At 61.1% G+C, this 15,910-nt stretch carries 13 protein-coding genes; 10 read left to right on the top strand and 3 right to left on the bottom strand.

Annotated elements, in window-relative coordinates:
• Positions 1-109: 109 nt before the first annotated feature.
• The 9 genes from ACQK2G_RS02865 to ACQK2G_RS02825 all read left to right on the top strand — a co-directional run bounded on the left by ACQK2G_RS02865 (position 110) and on the right by ACQK2G_RS02825 (position 10,813).
• On the top strand, positions 110-1,057 hold the full coding sequence (locus tag ACQK2G_RS02865) for a branched-chain amino acid ABC transporter permease (protein ID WP_425403510.1): 948 nt from the start codon (positions 110-112) through the stop codon (positions 1,055-1,057).
• Positions 1,054-2,349 (top strand): branched-chain amino acid ABC transporter permease, encoded by a 1,296-nt coding sequence (locus ACQK2G_RS02860; protein WP_425403509.1) that lies wholly within the window; start codon positions 1,054-1,056, stop codon positions 2,347-2,349. Before ACQK2G_RS02865 ends, ACQK2G_RS02860 begins: the two co-directional genes overlap by 4 nt.
• Positions 2,346-3,128 (top strand): ABC transporter ATP-binding protein, encoded by a 783-nt coding sequence (locus ACQK2G_RS02855; protein ID WP_425403508.1) that lies wholly within the window; start codon positions 2,346-2,348, stop codon positions 3,126-3,128. The genes ACQK2G_RS02860 and ACQK2G_RS02855 overlap by 4 nt, the downstream gene beginning before the upstream one ends.
• On the top strand, positions 3,128-3,823 hold the full coding sequence (locus ACQK2G_RS02850) for an ABC transporter ATP-binding protein (RefSeq protein WP_425403507.1): 696 nt from the start codon (positions 3,128-3,130) through the stop codon (positions 3,821-3,823). Before ACQK2G_RS02855 ends, ACQK2G_RS02850 begins: the two co-directional genes overlap by 1 nt.
• Positions 3,824-3,870: 47 nt before the next feature.
• Entirely contained in the window at positions 3,871-5,967 is a 2,097-nt protein-coding gene (locus ACQK2G_RS02845; RefSeq protein ID WP_425403506.1) for a 3-hydroxyacyl-CoA dehydrogenase NAD-binding domain-containing protein, read from the top strand.
• A gap of 28 nt (positions 5,968-5,995) precedes the next feature.
• Entirely contained in the window at positions 5,996-7,177 is a 1,182-nt protein-coding gene (locus tag ACQK2G_RS02840) for an acetyl-CoA C-acyltransferase (RefSeq protein ID WP_425403505.1), read from the top strand.
• A gap of 30 nt (positions 7,178-7,207) precedes the next feature.
• Entirely contained in the window at positions 7,208-8,404 is a 1,197-nt protein-coding gene (locus ACQK2G_RS02835; protein ID WP_425403504.1) for an acyl-CoA dehydrogenase family protein, read from the top strand.
• A gap of 64 nt (positions 8,405-8,468) precedes the next feature.
• Positions 8,469-9,605: an acyl-CoA dehydrogenase family protein gene (locus ACQK2G_RS02830; protein WP_425403503.1), complete on the top strand. Its 1,137-nt coding sequence runs from the start codon at positions 8,469-8,471 to the stop codon at positions 9,603-9,605.
• Positions 9,606-9,613: 8 nt separating this feature from the next.
• The gene (locus tag ACQK2G_RS02825) at positions 9,614-10,813 is read left to right on the top strand and encodes an acyl-CoA dehydrogenase family protein (RefSeq protein WP_425403502.1); all 1,200 of its coding nucleotides are present in this window, start codon (positions 9,614-9,616) and stop codon (positions 10,811-10,813) included.
• Between the two features lie 61 nt (positions 10,814-10,874).
• Here ACQK2G_RS02825 and ACQK2G_RS02820 read toward each other — a convergent pair whose 3' ends face one another.
• Positions 10,875-11,924, bottom strand: a complete 1,050-nt coding sequence (locus ACQK2G_RS02820; protein WP_425403501.1) for a phosphotransferase — start codon at positions 11,922-11,924, stop codon at positions 10,875-10,877.
• A gap of 1 nt (position 11,925) precedes the next feature.
• The gene (locus ACQK2G_RS02815) at positions 11,926-12,693 is read right to left on the bottom strand and encodes an SDR family NAD(P)-dependent oxidoreductase (protein ID WP_425403500.1); all 768 of its coding nucleotides are present in this window, start codon (positions 12,691-12,693) and stop codon (positions 11,926-11,928) included.
• Positions 12,694-12,874: 181 nt separating this feature from the next.
• On the opposite strand from ACQK2G_RS02815, the gene ACQK2G_RS02810 reads away from it, so the two are divergent.
• Positions 12,875-14,509, top strand: a complete 1,635-nt coding sequence (locus tag ACQK2G_RS02810; protein ID WP_425403499.1) for a long-chain fatty acid--CoA ligase — start codon at positions 12,875-12,877, stop codon at positions 14,507-14,509.
• Here the strand turns inward: ACQK2G_RS02810 and ACQK2G_RS02805 are convergent.
• Positions 14,481-15,746, bottom strand: coding sequence for a cation:proton antiporter (locus ACQK2G_RS02805; RefSeq protein WP_425403498.1), 1,266 nt, complete (start codon positions 15,744-15,746; stop codon positions 14,481-14,483). The genes ACQK2G_RS02810 and ACQK2G_RS02805 overlap by 29 nt on opposite strands.
• Positions 15,747-15,910 lie beyond the last annotated feature (164 nt).

The raw sequence follows: 15,910 nt of genomic DNA, 5'->3' as shown, positions 1-15,910 counted from the left end.
CGTTTGACCTCATCGCCGAGTCGCTGTTTCGCTGGCCGACAGTGGGGCGGCGGCATAATCGCCCTGTCCGTCGGCACCTTTTCTCGGGGATTTATCGCGCGGGGATACGGTGGAACTTGTAATCTTTTCCTTGCTGAACGGGCTGGTGACCGGCCTGCTTCTGTTCATGTTGTCCAGCGGTTTGACGCTGATATTCAGCATGATGGGCGTGCTGAACTTCGCGCATGCCAGCTTCTATATGCTGGGCGCCTATTTCGCCTATACGATCAGCGGCTATATGGGTTTCTGGGTCGGGTTGATCGTCGCGCCCGTCCTGGTCGGTGTAGTCGGCGCACTGATCCAGCGCTATGGCCTGCGCTACGTCCATCGCTGGGGCCATGTGGCCGAACTGGTCTTCACCTTCGGCCTCGCCTTCCTGATCGAGGAAGTGGTACAGTTCTTCTGGGGCAAGGCGACCAAGGACTATCACGAACCGGAGCTGCTGGACTTTCCGCTGTTCACCCTGTTCGGCCAGTCCTTCCCCGCTTACAAGGCCTTCATGATCCTGATCTCCATCGGGATCTTCATCGCTCTCCTGATGATGCTGACCCGCACCCGCGTCGGCCTGATCATCCAGGCCGCGATCACGCATCCGAACACGGTTGCCAATCTGGGGCACAATGTGCCTCTGGTCTTCATGGGCGTCTTCGGGGTCGGGTCCGCCCTGGCCGGGTTGGCGGGCGTCATCGCCGGTCCTGCATTGGGCACCTTCCCCGGTATGGCCTTCGTGCTTGGCAGTATCGTTTTCGTCGTGATCGTCGTCGGCGGATTGGGATCGCTTGCAGGCGCCTTTGTCGCCTCGCTGCTGATCGGATGGCTGCAGACCTTCGCCATCGCGCTCGATTATTCCATGACAGACCTGTTGGATCTGCTGGGCATCGCTTTCGACGAAGATCATGTGTTGCGGGATCTTTGGACTCTGTCGCTGCCGCAGGTGGCGCCGATCCTGCCCTATCTGCTGCTGATCCTGATCCTGATTTTCCGGCCGACTGGCCTTATGGGTAAGCGGGAAACATGATGGGCGGACAAAGCAACACTTCCGCGCCGGCGCGCCGGCCGGGCATCCTCGGCCCCTTCGGCATCTGGATCGCCGCGGCCGTCCTGTTGGCCGTCATGCCGGCGATCTTCAACTCTCCCGTCTCCGTCACCATCATGAACCAGATGGGGATCTCGATCATCTTCGCCCTCAGCTACAACATGCTGCTGGGCCAGGGCGGCATGCTCTCCTTCGGCCATGCGGTCTTTTTCGGCCTGGGCGGCTTTCTGTCCGTCCATGTCATGAACTATGTGGAATATGACGGCTGGCCTATTCCGCTGCCCCTTCTGCCGTTCATCGGCGGGCTGTTCGGTCTGGCCTTCGCGGTCATCATCGGCAGTTTCTCGACCCGGCGCGCGGGTACCGTCTTTGCCATGATCTCTCTTGGCGTCGGTGAACTCGTCGCCGCCTGTTCGATCATCTTCGTCGCTTTCTTCGGCGGCGAGGAAGGCGTCAGCGGCGATCGGACCATGGGGCCGCCGGTCTTCGGAACGGAATTCCTGAAGGAGATAGAGGTCTACTACCTCACTGCGGTCATCGTCCTCATCGCCGCCGCGCTGATGTATCTTTTCTCCCTCACCCCGGCGGGCCGAATGGCGAATGCGGTGCGCGACAACCCGGAACGCGCCGAATTCGTCGGCTACAGCCAGCGGCAGGTTCGCTTCATCTCCTTCTGCGCATCGGGTTTCTTCGCCGGCATTGCGGGCGGCCTCTTCGCGGTGAACTACGAGATCCTGACCGAGGAGAACCTGAACCTCGTCACCTCCGGATGGGTTCTGCTGATGGCCTATATCGGCGGCATCGGCTTCTTCATCGGCCCGATCATCGGCGCGGTCCTGTTGACCCTGCTGCAAACCGTGCTCAGCAACCACACGGAACTTTGGCTGCTCTATGTCGGCCTGCTCTTCGTTCTGACGGTGATGTTCGTGCCCTCCGGTCTGACCGGTCTGATCATGATGCACGGCCCCGCCTACAAGGCCGGTCGCCTTCCCAACCTGACCAAGCCGTATCTGATAGCCGGCTTCCCGTTGCTGGTCGCGCTTGCGGGCGGCGTCGCGGTCCTTGAGATGCTGCATCATTTCAACAATGCGCCGGTCGGCGACACGGAAGCGCATTTCTTCTGGATGGCGGTGGATACCCACAATCCAATCATCTGGGCCGTCGCAATCGGCGTGACGGCCCTGGGGACCTATGCGACCTGCAAGGCCACGCCGCAGATCCGGGAGGCCTGGTCCGCCGCCAATGATTTCTCGACGAAGGGGGACGGCCGATGACCACCCCCGCCCTCAGCCTGGAAAGCGTTCGGAAGGATTTCGGGGAAACCCAGATCATTCGCGGCGTCGACCTGGAGATCGCCGCCGGCGAACGGCACGCCATCATCGGCCCGAACGGCGCAGGCAAGTCGACGCTGTTCCATCTGATCAGCGGAAAATACAGCAAAACCGCCGGACGCATCCGCCTGAACGGAGAGGACGTGTCGGCACTTGAACCATATGCCATCGCCCGCAAGGGATTGAGCCGAAGCTTTCAGATCACGAATATCTTCCCGCGCATGACGGTTTTCGAAAATGTCCGCTGCGGCTTGTTGTGGAGCATGGGCTTCAAATACGCCTTCTGGAAGCTGGTCGGACGGCAGCGCGACCTGAATGACAAGACGGCGGAGATCCTGGACCTGATCGGCCTGACCGACCGTGCCGGAATCCAGGCGGGCGTCCTGACTTATGCGGAACAGCGGACGCTGGAGATCGGTATCACCATCGCCGGCGGCGCCAATGTCATCATGCTGGACGAACCGACCGCGGGCATGAGCGCGTCGGAAACCGATCAGACCGTGGACCTGATCCGCCGTGTCACCGAAGGCAAGACCCTGGTCATGGTCGAACACGACATGGGTGTCGTCTTCGACCTGGCGGACCGGATTTCCGTGCTGGTCTACGGGGAGATCATCGCAACCGGAACGCCTGAGGAAATCCGCAATAACAAGGCGGTGCAGGAGGCCTATCTGGGCGAAGCCGCCGAGGACGAGGCGGATATGCCGGAAGGAGTATCGTGATGCTGCAAGTACGCGACCTTCAGGCCTTCTACGGCAAGAGTCACATCCTTCAAGGTGTCTCCTTCGATATCGCGGAGGGGGAAATCGTCAGTCTGCTGGGCCGCAACGGCGTCGGCCGGTCGACCACCTGCAAGGCGGTCATGGGCGAGGTGCCGCCACAGGGATCGATCAAATTCCGCGGCGCCGAATTGGTCGGCAAGAAACAGCATGAGATCGCGCGGCTTGGCATCGGATATGTGCCGGAGAACCGTGACGTTTTCCCGACCCTGACCGTGCGCCAGAACCTTATCCTGGGCATGAAAAGCGTGAAACAGCAGGGTCGCTGGTCGATTGAGGATATGTTCGACCTGTTTTCCAACCTGCGGGAACGCGCCGATGTGCGCGCGGGCGCGCTGTCGGGCGGCGAACAGCAGATGTTGACGATGTGCCGCACCCTGATGGGCGACCCGGACCTGATCATGATCGACGAGCCGACCGAAGGCCTAAGCCCGCAAATGGTGGAAAGGGTTGCGGGTTTGCTAGAGGAGATCGCCAGACGGAAGGTTTCCATCCTGCTGGTCGAACAGAAGCTGACAATAGCATTGCGTATTTCCCATCGTGTCTATGTTATGGGGCACGGCCATATGGTGTTCGAGGGAACGCCGGAGGCCCTGCGCGCCGACGCGCAAATCCGGTCGGAATGGCTGGAAGTATAAGAATCCGTCGGACACGATTAGTGGCGTAATGTGGGGGAAATGCGGAAATGAGTGATGCGGTTCTGATCGAGCGGCATGGATCGATTCTTGTCCTGTCGTTGAACAATCCGCCGGTAAACGGTTTGGGCCTGGCACTGCGGACGGGTATTTCCGACGCCCTGGACAAGGCCGAAGCGGATGACGCGGTTACCGCCGTCGTCATCAAGGGGGCCGGCCGCATGTTCAGCGCCGGCGCCGATATCACCGAATTCGGCACACCGCGATCCCTCGCCGACCCGAACCTTCCCAGCGTCTGCCTGCGTATCGAAAATTCGAAGAAACCCGTCGTTGCGGCAATCCATGGCGTCGCGGCGGGCGGTGGGCTGGAAACCGCTCTTTCCTGTCATTATCGGGTCGCATCGACCAAGACCAGGCTCGGCCTGCCGGAAGTGACGCTTGGGATCATCCCGGGGGCCGGCGGCACCCAGCGACTGCCCCGCCTGACCGGCGTTGAAACGGCCCTGAAACTGATCACCTCCGGTGAATTGGCACCCGCCGCAAAGGCCCACAAACTGGGCTATGTGGACGAAGTCGTTGAGGGCGACCCGCTGGAAGCCGCGCTGGCAGCTGCCGAACGCCTGGCCGCGTCCGGCGAATTGCGCCGGACCATGGATCAGGACGACAAGATCGCCGAAGCTCGGAATAATCCGCAGGTCTTCGACGATTTCGCAAAATCGATCGCCAAAAAAGCCCGCGGATTCGACGCCCCCTTCGCCTGTATCGAGGCCGTGAAGGCCGCCGTCACCCTGCCGGGTCCGGAAGGCCTCGCCAAGGAACGGGAGATCTTCAAGGGGCTTGTGACGTCCAATCAGGCGGCCTCACAGCGCCATGCCTTCTTCGCCGAGCGCGAGGTCGCCAAAATTCCCGACGTCCCGAAGGACACGCCGATCAAGGAAATCGCCAGCGCCGCGGTCATTGGCTGCGGCACCATGGGCGGCGGGATTACCATGAACTTCGCCAATGCGGGCATTCCCGTGACGGTGATCGAGAATGACCCGGCCGCCCTGGATCGCGGGCTGGAAACGATCGCCAAGAACTATCAGGCGACTGTGGACAAAGGCCGCATGACGGCCGAGGACATGGACAACCGCATGGGCCTTATCAGCGGCGCGACCGAGATGGACGCCATTGCGGACGCCGATATCGTGATTGAGGCGGTGTTCGAGGAAATGGACCTGAAAAAACAGGTCTTCGGCGAATTGGACCGGCTGTCGAAACCAGGCGCGATCCTGGCCACCAACACGTCCATGCTGGATATCGACGTCATCGCCGCTGCCACCGGCCGGCCGGAATCGGTGATCGGCACGCATTTCTTCAGCCCCGCGAATGTGATGAAGCTGATGGAAAACGTTCGGGGAAAGAAGACCTCCGCCGAAACCATCGCGACCGTCATGGACCTGTCCAAGAAACTGAAGAAGATCGGCGTGCTGGTCGGCGTTTGCGACGGTTTCGTCGGAAACCGGATGCTGGGGCCGTATCTCCGCGAGGCAGGCTTCCTGCTGGAGGAAGGCGCCCTGCCGAGCCAGATCGATAAGGCGATCTACGACTTCGGTTTCCCGATGGGACCGTTCGCCATGATGGACCTGGCCGGAAACGACGTCGGCTGGCGCATTCGCAAACGCCAGCGCGCCGAAAATCCGAACAACCTGCGCTACTCCGACATCGCCGACCGGATCTGCGAGATGGGCCGGTTCGGCCAGAAGACCGGCGGCGGCTGGCATGACTATGCCGATGGAAGAACCGCCACCCCCTCGCCCGTCGTTGAGGAACTGGTGGTCGAAACCTCAAAGCGCCAGGGTATTGAGCGGCGGCAGATTTCGGACGAGGAAATCATCGAACGCTGCCTCTATCCGCTGATCAACGAAGGCGCCCGTGTGCTGGAAGAGGGCATCGCCCTGCGCCCCAGCGACATCGATATCGTCTGGCTTTTCGGCTACGGCTTCCCGCGGTACCGTGGCGGCCCGATGTTCTATGCCGATACGGTCGGCGTGAAGACCGTCTATGACAAGATGTGCGAGTTCTATGAACGGCATGGCGAATTGATGACGCCCGCGCCGCTGCTTGAGAAACTTGCCAAGGAAGACAAGCGTTTCGCCGATCTCTAGGCGGGCGTATCTACAGGAGGACACATCCATGCGTGAAGCCGTAATCGCTTCGACGGCCCGAACCCCCATCGGCAAAGCCTTTCGCGGCGCCTTCAACAATACCCATGGCGCGACCATGGCCGGTCACGCGATCAAACACGCCGTTGAACGTGCCGGGATCGACCCGGGCCTGATCGAGGACGTGGTCTTGGGCTGCGGCTTCCCGGAAGGCGCAACTGGTGAGAACGTTGCCCGGTTGAGCGCCATCCGCGCCGGCCTGCCCGTCACCTCCGCAGGGACCACGATCAACCGGTTCTGCAGTTCCGGCATGCAGGCGATCGCCATGGCGGCGCAGCGCGTCATCATGGAAGGGGCGCCCGCCATGGTCGCCGGCGGCGTCGAATCCATCAGCCTGGTCCAGCCGCACCGGAACAATCATTTCTACAAGGAAGCCTGGCTTATGGAACATAAGCCGGACCTGTGGATGAGCATGATCGAAACCGCCGATATCGTGGCCGAACGCTATGGCGTCAGCCGCGAGGCGCAGGACGAATACGGTCTGCAATCACAGCAGCGCACCGCCGCGGGTCAGGAATCCGGCAAGTTCGACGACGAAATCGTGCCGATCACCACCACCAAGATCATGACCAACAAGGAAACCAAGGAAACTTGGGAAGAAGAGGTCACGATAGACAAGGACGAGTGCAACCGGCCGGACACCAAAATGGAAGGCCTGGCCGGTCTGCAGCCGGTGATGGGGCCGGACAAGTTCATCACCGCCGGCAATGCCAGCCAGCTTTCCGACGGCGCATCGGCTTCCGTCGTGATGGATGCGAAGGAAGCAGAGCGGTTGGGCGTCGAACCGCTCGGCTATTTCCGCGGCTTCGCCGTCGCCGGCTGCGAGCCGGACGAGATGGGCATCGGTCCGATCTACGCCGTACCGCGTCTGCTGGAACGCACCGGGTTGAAAATGGACGATATCGACCTGTGGGAATTGAACGAAGCCTTTGCGGTCCAGGTCCTGTATTGCCGTGACAAGCTGGGCATCCCGAACGATATCCTGAACGTCAACGGCGGTTCCATCGCCGTCGGCCATCCCTTCGGCATGACCGCCGCACGGCTGGTCGGCCACGCCTTGATCGAAGGCAAGCGCCGCGGTGCCAAGAATGTCGTCGTCACCATGTGCATCGGCGGCGGCCAGGGTGCGGCCGGCCTGTTCGAAGTCATCTGACGCAAGCCAATCCCGATAGGGAGGAATTAGATGGAACTGGTTCTCAGTCCTGAAGACGAAGCTTTCCGGCAGGAGGTCCGCACCTTCATCCGGGAGAAACTGGATCCCGAGACGAAGCGGAAAGTCGAATTGGGATATCCGTTGAACCGTGACGATTATGTCAAATGGCACAAGCGGATGTACGAGAAAGGCTGGGCTGCGCCGAACTGGCCCGTCGAATACGGCGGCACCGGCTGGACGCCGATCCAGCGTCATATCTATGACGAGGAACTGGCGCTGGGCAGTACGCCGCGGGTAATTCCCTTCGGCGTCAGCATGGTCGCCCCGGTGATCTACACTTTCGGGTCCGAGGAACAGAAGGCGAAATACCTGCCGCGCATTCTGTCCTTCGACGACTGGTGGTGTCAGGGCTATTCCGAGCCCGGTTCCGGCTCCGACCTCTCTTCGCTGCGTACCAAGGCAGTGCGGGACGGCGACCACTATGTCGTCAACGGCCAGAAGACCTGGACCACCCTGGCACAATATGCCGACATGATCTTCTGCCTGGTCCGCACCGACGACAGCGGCAAGCAGCAGGAGGGCATCAGCTTCCTGTTGATCGATATGAAAACGCCCGGGATCAGCGTCACCCCGATCGAGACCATTGACGGGGATGTGGAGATCAACAGCGTCTTCTTCGACGACGTCCGCGTACCGGTGGAAAACCGGGTCGGCGAGGAAGGCAAGGGCTGGACCTACGCGAAATTCCTGTTGGGTCACGAACGAACCGGGATTGCCGCCGTCGGACGCTCCAAACGGCAGCTGTCGCGCCTGAAGCATATCGCCGAACAGGAAGTGAACGGTGACATTACACTGGCCGAGGATCCTGCCTTCCGGGAACGACTGGCGGAAGTCGAAATAGAACTCTACGCCCTGGAGGCGATGGTCATCGGCGCCCTGGAGGGCGAAGCCCGGGGCAACCCACCCGGTCCGGAGGCCTCGATCCTGAAGATCAAGGGGGTCGAGGTTCAGCAGGCGATCACGGAACTGGCGGTCGAGGCGGTCGGCAACCATGCCCATGCCTTCGCCCCGGAAACCTGGGACCTGCATGCGAACGAGCCCGGATTCGGGCCTGACTACGCGGCCAGCGCCGCGCCGATCTATTTCAATTGGCGCAAGGCCTCGATCTATGGCGGGTCCAACGAGATCCAACGGAACATTATCGCCAAGCGCGTGCTTGGACTTTGAGACCCGGCCCGCAAAGCGGGACCAAAGGGCCAAGGACCCACACAGGGTCAGGGGGACGGAAAAGATGTCGGTTTGGCTGACGGATGAACAGCAGCTTATCAAGGACTCCGCGGAACGGCTGGTGCAGAACGATTACACGATCGAGGCACGCCAGAAACTGATCGAGAGCGAGGAAGGTTTCAGCCGCGACAACTGGGCGACCTTCGCCGAATTGGGCTGGCTCGGCCTGCCATTCAAGGAAGAACATGGGGGCTTCGGCGGCACCGCGGTGGACATGGCCGTTCTGATGGAAGCTCTCGGCAAGGGACTTGTCGTGGAGCCGTTCGCATCCTCCGTCATCCTGGCTGGAACGGCGCTGGATATCGGCGGCGGCCCCTTGGCGGAAGCCCTGCTGCCGGAGATGATCGCGGGGGAGCGCCTATTGGCTTTTGCGCATAGCGAACCGAAATCACGCTTCAACCTGAGCGACGTAACGGTCACGGCGGATGCCGAGGGGGACGGGTTCAAGATCAATGGCCAGAAGATGCTGGTCTACCACGGCGGCTCCGCCGACAGCCTGATCGTCTCCGCCCGGACGAGCGGCACGCAGCGCGACCGGGACGGCATCACCCTTTTCGTTGTCGATCGTACGGCCGAGGGCGTGACCGTGCGCGGTCACCGCACGGTCGACGGATTGCGCGCCGCTGAAATCACCCTCACGGACGTGAAGGTTGGCGCCGATGCGATCCTGGGCTTGCAGGATAAAGGGTTTGAGATCGTCGAGGACGTCATCGACCGCGCCTGTGTACAGTTCGCCGCGGAGGCCTGTGGCGCGATGGAAAAGGCGGTCGAACTCACCGTCGACTATACCAAGGAACGCAAACAGTTCGGGCGGCCGCTTTCGAGTTTCCAGGCCCTGCAGCACAAAATGGCCGACATGTATTCCGCGCATCAATTCGCCCGCGCGCTGACCTATCGGGCCGCCGCGCTGCTGGACGACTGCGACCCGGCGGAACGCGCCGAAGCTGCCGCGGCGGTGAAGGTCAAATGCGGCAATTCCTCGAAACTGGTGGGGGAGGAGGCGATTCAGTTGCACGGCGGCATGGGCATGACCGCCGACATGCCGATCGGCCACTACTTCAAACGCTTGACCATGATCAACGCGCTGTTCGGCAACGCGCAGTATCACCTGAAGCGATATGCGGCGATGAAGGCGGAATAGGAAAAGATATGTTTGAAACAACGGAACGGGCCGCGAAACTGGCCAACGAATTGACCGCGTTCATGGATGAGTACGTCTATCCTGCGGAAAAGGTCTTCGAGGAACAGTTGGAATCCCAGGCGGACCGCTGGCAGGTCCCGCCGATCATGGAGGAATTGAAAGAGAAAGCCCGGGCCGCCGGCCTGTGGAATCTCTTCCTGCCCGAGAGCGAATACGGCGCCGGCCTGACCAATCTGGAATATGCCGGCCTATGCGAGATCATGGGCCGTTCCCCCATCGGGCCCGAGGCGTTCAACTGCTCCGCCCCGGATACCGGCAATATGGAAGTGCTGGTGCGCTACGGCACCCCGGAACAGCGCAAGCAATGGCTGGAGCCTTTGCTCGATGGCAAGATCCGGTCATGCTTCGCAATGACGGAACCGGCCGTCGCCTCCTCCGACGCCACGAATATCGAGGCGTCGATTGAACGCGATGGCGACGACTACGTCATCAATGCCCGGAAATGGTGGACGTCCGGTGCGATGGACCACCGCTGCAAGATATCCATTTTCATGGGCAAGACCGATCCGACGGCGGAAAAACATAAACAGCAATCGATGATCCTGGTGCCGATGGACACGCCCGGAGTGAAGGTCGAACGCGCGCTGACCGTCTTCGGCTACGACCATGCGCCGCATGGCCATGCTGAAGTGACCTTCACGGATGTCCGTGTGCCTGCCTCGAACATGCTGCTCGGCGAAGGCCGCGGGTTCGAGATCGCGCAGGGCCGCCTCGGCCCGGGCCGAATTCACCATTGCATGCGCCAGATCGGCCAGGCGGAACGCGCCCTGGAATCCATCCGCGCGCGGGCCAAGGAACGGGTCGCCTTCGGCAAGCCATTGGCGGAACAGGGCGGCTTGCGCCAGATGGTCGCCGAATGCCGGATCGAAATCGACCAGGCACGACTGCTGACCCTTCACGCAGCCGACAAAATGGACAAGGTCGGCAACAAGGCCGCGCGGGCGGAAATCGCCATGATCAAGGTCGTCGCGCCGCGGGTGGCGGGCCGGGTCATCGACCGGGCGATCCAGGTTCATGGCGGCGGCGGCGTCAGCGGCGACTTCCCGTTGGCCCATGCCTATGGTCATTCACGGACCCTGCGCCTTGCCGACGGGCCTGACGAGGTGCATCTGGAATCCATCGCCAAGATCGAGTTCAAAAAGAACTGAATGGATAAGGGCCCCAATTCGGGGCCCTCTTTCTTGGCATCTACCGATCCGCGTTATCCTATTAACGTTTCCGGGCGATATCCCAGGCGATATCCGCCAGGACCGCGGCCTTCTTGCCGACGACCAGCGCGTTCTCGGAACTCGCATTGCCTTGCAGGGCGCGCGCATAGACACCCTGACAGATGGAGGCGAGGCGAAACATCGCGAAGACGATATAGAAGGGCCAGTTCGGGATCCCGTCCCGCCCGGTCATCCGGCAATAATGGGCGACATATTCCTCTTCGGAGGGAATACCCAGCTTGCGCAGATCCAGTCCCGAGATCCCTTTCAGGGATGGCGCACCATGCGGCAGATGGAAGGTCATGCAATTATACGCCAGATCGCCAAGGGGGTGACCGAGCGTCGCCAATTCCCAATCCAGCACTGCGATCACGCGGGGTTCCGTCGGGTGCAGGATCGTATTCTCCAGCCTGAAATCCCCATGGGCGATGGCGGTCTCGTCCTCCTCCGGCATGTTGGCCGGCAGCCACTCGATCAACGCGTCCATCGACGGCATTTCCTCCGTCTTGGCCGCATGGAACTGTTTGGTCCAACGGTCGATCTGCCGTTGAACATAGTTCGCAGGCTTGCCGAAATCGCCGAGACCAATTGCCTCAAAATCCACATTATGCAGCTTGGCCAGCGTATCGCAGAGCGACTCGTAGGTCGCCCGTCGTTCCGCCGGGGAGGACGCTTCCGGGATCGCCGGATCGGGCAGCACCCGTCCCTCAACATATTCCATCAGGAAAAAGGTCGTGCCGATGACTTCCTCCTCCTCGCACAACAGATGCATGGTGGGGACGGGCACATCGGTCTGCGACAATGCCTTCATCACGCGGTATTCCCGCTCCACCAGATGGGCCGAGGGCAGCAATTTGCCGGGCGGTTTCTTTCGCAGCACATAGCGCGTGCCGCCCGCTTCCAACCTATAGGTGGGGTTCGACTGGCCACCTTGATATTGCTGCACCGTCATCGGTTGCCGAAAGTCGTCCAACCCGGCGCCGACGAGATACTCGGCCAACCGGCCTTCATCCAGACGATGCGCGTCACTGACAGGTCCAAGCGTTCCCATGTTACGCCCCGCTGGAGATGGTCTGGCCGCCGTCGGCGACGATGTTCTGGCCGGTGATGAAACTGGCCGCCGGGGATGCCAGGAAAGCGGCCAGACCGCCGATTTCCTCCGGCTCGCCGATCCGGTGCAACGGCGCCTTGCGTTCGGAACGGCTGCGCACTTCCGGGTCCTCCCACAGGGCGCGGGCGAAATCCGTCTTGATCAGGCCAGGGGAAATCGCGTTGACGCGGATGTTCTTCGGTCCCCATTCGACCGCCAGATTGCGGACCAGTTGCGCTTCCGCCGCCTTGGATACGCCATATGCGCCGATCCGATCATTGCCGTAGAGACCGGCGATGGAGGAAATCACGATGATCGACCCGTCGCGCCGCGCAGCCATGTCCGGCAGTACCATCTTGCACAACGTGAAAGCGGACCGGACATTGGTGGTCATGATCTTGTCAAAGGCTTCGTCGGATACCTCCGCCAAGGGGCCGTAGACCGGGTTGATCGCCGCGTTGCAGACCAGAATGTCGATTTGGCCGAACGCCTCGCGCGTGCCGTCGACCAGGGCCTGCAATTCATCATTCCTGCCGATATGGCAAGGGATTGATACCGCGGAGATCCCGGTCGCTTTCAGTTCGGACGTGGTTTGCTCGCAAGCCTCGGCATTTCGGCTGGAAATCACCACATTGGCGCCCAAGCCGCCCATGGCCTCGGCGATTGCTCGGCCGATCCCGCGTGAAGACCCTGTAATCAGTGCCGTCTTGCCCGATAGATCGAAGATCATTCCGCTTCCCCCCTGTTTCATCGTTCTGTCTGTATTGCCTGAAGACTACCGACTGGGTTGCCGCCCTGTCGAGCCCGATGAAACCCGCTTGCCTTACCGACCTGCGGCGGCCAAGATTCCCTCACAAAAAGAAAGGGACGCGCCGGATTCCGGTTCCGCGTCAAGGAATTGGGAGGAAAATATGCGTGGCTTGATGATGAACCGGCCCCTGCTCGTCTCGTCATTGATCGAGTATGGAGCGGAGGTCCATTCGGACCAGAAGATCGTCTCCCGTCGGGTTGAAGGCGACATCCACCACCAGACATTCGCAGAAACCAGGGACAGGGTCGCGCAACTGGCGCATGCATTGAAAGCGCTCGGCATCGAAGAAGCCGATCGCGTCGCGACCATCGCCTGGAACGGCCACCGCCACCTGGAACTCTATTACGCGATCTCCGGCATCGGCGCGGTTTGTCATACGATCAATCCACGGCTTTTCGCGGAGCAGTTGGAATACATCGTGAACCATGCGGGCGATCGCGTGCTGTTCATCGATCTCACCTTCGTACCGATCATCGAGAAGATGCAGGGCAAGTTCCCAACGGTCGAACAAGTGGTCATCATGACCGACCGGGCGCATATGCCGGATACCTCCCTCCCGAATGTACTGTGCTACGAGGACCTGCTTGAAGGGCATCCGACATCCTACGATTGGCCTGACCTGGACGAAAACGCGGCTGCAGGGCTGTGTTACACGTCCGGAACGACCGGCAACCCGAAAGGCGTCCTCTATTCGAACCGGTCGCATGTGCTGCATGCCCTTTCCGTCGCCGCGGTTGACGGTTTCCACCTGGAAACCCGCGACGTTGTCCTTCCGGTCGTCCCCCTCTTCCACGTCAATGCCTGGGGTCTTCCCTATATCTGCATGGTGACGGGCACCAGCCTGGTTTTCCCGGGCCCGCATCTGGATGGGGCCAGCTTGTTCGACTTGATGGACGGGGAAGGCGTGACCGCCGCCTGGGGCGTCCCGACGGTTTGGCTTGGCCTTATCGGCGAAATGCGGAAACGCGACGCCAAACCGGGGGCGCTGGAATCGATGCTGATCGGCGGATCGGCCGCGCCGCGCGCCATGATCGAAACCTTCGAGAAGGATTACGGCATGGATATCGTGCACGGCTGGGGCATGACGGAAATGAGCCCGATCGGCACGATTGGCGTCCTCCCGCCCCGGTATGACGGGCGGGATATCGATGAACGGATAGACACGAAGGCAAAGCAGGGCCGCCGCCTGTTCCAGGTCGAGATGAAGATCACCGATCTGGACGGCAACCGACTGCCGCATGACGGCACGACATCGGGCGAGCTTTACGTTCGCGGTCCTTTCATCACCGGTGGATATTACAACGACGAAGACGCCAATGCCGGCTGCTTCGACGAAGAAGGCTGGTTCAAGACCGGCGATGTCGCGACCATCGACGAAGAGGGTTTTCTGTTGATCGTCGACCGCTCCAAGGACCTGATTAAATCGGGCGGCGAGTGGATCAGTTCCATTGACCTCGAAAACGCGGCTGTGGGCCACCCGGACATAGCCGAGGCCGCGGCCATCGGCCTGCCCCATCCGAAATGGGACGAACGTCCGTTGCTGGTCGTCGTTCCGCGCGACGGAGCCGAGCCCACCAAGGACGGCATCCAGGATTATCTGGCGACCAAGGTCGCCAAATGGTGGCTGCCCGACGATATCGCCTTCGTCGAGGCGATCCCCCATTCCGCGACCGGAAAGATCCGCAAGACGGAACTGCGCGACATGTTCAAGGACTATGTCCTTCCGACGGATTAGAATCGGCAACCCGTCGGTGACTGAGCGCCACGCGCAGCAGAATGGGTGTCAGCGCCGTGGTGATGACTGCGGTGAGCACCAGCGCGCTGTACATATTGCTGAGGATCGGATGAACGCCGTTGCCGATTGTGAATAAGCCTGCCTCTGCGGCGATGGAAACGATGAACAGTTCCACGGCGCCGCGTCCACTCATGCCGATGCCGATGGCGATGGCGTCCCGCGGATTATGCCCATTGGCCAAGTAGGCAGGCAGAGCACAGCCCACCAGCTTGCCGATGATCGCTACGACCACCAAGGCTGCGAGAAAGCCCGGCACTTCGATTAGAGCACTCAAATCCACCGTCAACCCGATAGAAGCGAAAAACACCGGGCCGAGTACGCCTTTTGTCACGGAATTCACCGTGCGGTCGATACTGTTGTAGGCCGCTCTTCCGACACGCTTCGGCTCGAAATAAAGCCCTGCCATGAAAGGGCCCAAAATGAAGTGCAGCCCCAGCCATTCCGCGAACAGGCCATAGACCAAGGCAACCGCCAGCAAAGTCATGATCCTGAGACCAGGCATGTGCACCCGATGCAACATGGCCCATAGTCGCTGATACAGAAAATGGCCGATCGCCCACGTGACAATGAAGAACACCGCGACCTTGCCCAACATCGCCGCCAGCGCCATGGCGTCGGGCGGTGCGCCCTTAGTGATCAGTTCGGTAACGATGCCTAGAAGGATCAAACCTATGATGTCGTCGATCACAGCGGCGGCGATGCTCACCTGGCCAATGGTGTGGTGCATCAGGCCGAAGTCCATAAACACTTTGGCCGCCACAGCAATGGCTGAGATGGACAACGCCACGCCGACCACGAACGCCTGCGCGCTGCGTGCGTCGCTGTCGGGAAGGTATACCCAGGCCAACACGAAACCCAAGGCGAGCGGTACCGCCACGCCACCAATGGCGACGGCAAAGGCTTGCTTTTCATGTTGAGCAATGTCGGTGGGACGCATTTCGATGCCAGCATACAAGAGCAGCATGATGATGCCGGCTTCGCCTACGGCATGTACGGCCGGATCGGCAGCGATGCCGTAGAGCCAGACCGCGTTTTCGGGCATATAACCGCCCGCCACCGCCGCCACCACGCCGGCCAGCACCTGACCCACGGCGGCCGGAATCTTGACCGCTTCGGCGAGATGTCCAAACACCCACGCGGCGATCAGGATGGTCAATAGATGTACAGCGGACTCCATGACCGGAGTTTATCCCGTCACGCGTCACTCGAAAACGTTGAAAGGAAGCCGAACCGCCAAGCAGTAAAACAAACGGACACCACACACCTACTCTCACGCGTTCATAGTGATTTGGGCACGTCGCCTTCTTGGGATCCTCGTCGGACCTTCAACGCGTCTCTATC

Origin of the sequence: Hwanghaeella sp. (assembly GCF_965227365.1) — a bacterium.
Classification (GTDB): domain Bacteria; phylum Pseudomonadota; class Alphaproteobacteria; order UBA8366; family Aestuariispiraceae; genus Hwanghaeella.
Note: the sequence above shows the minus strand (reverse complement) of the source record. Positions and strands in the feature narration are given on the sequence as shown.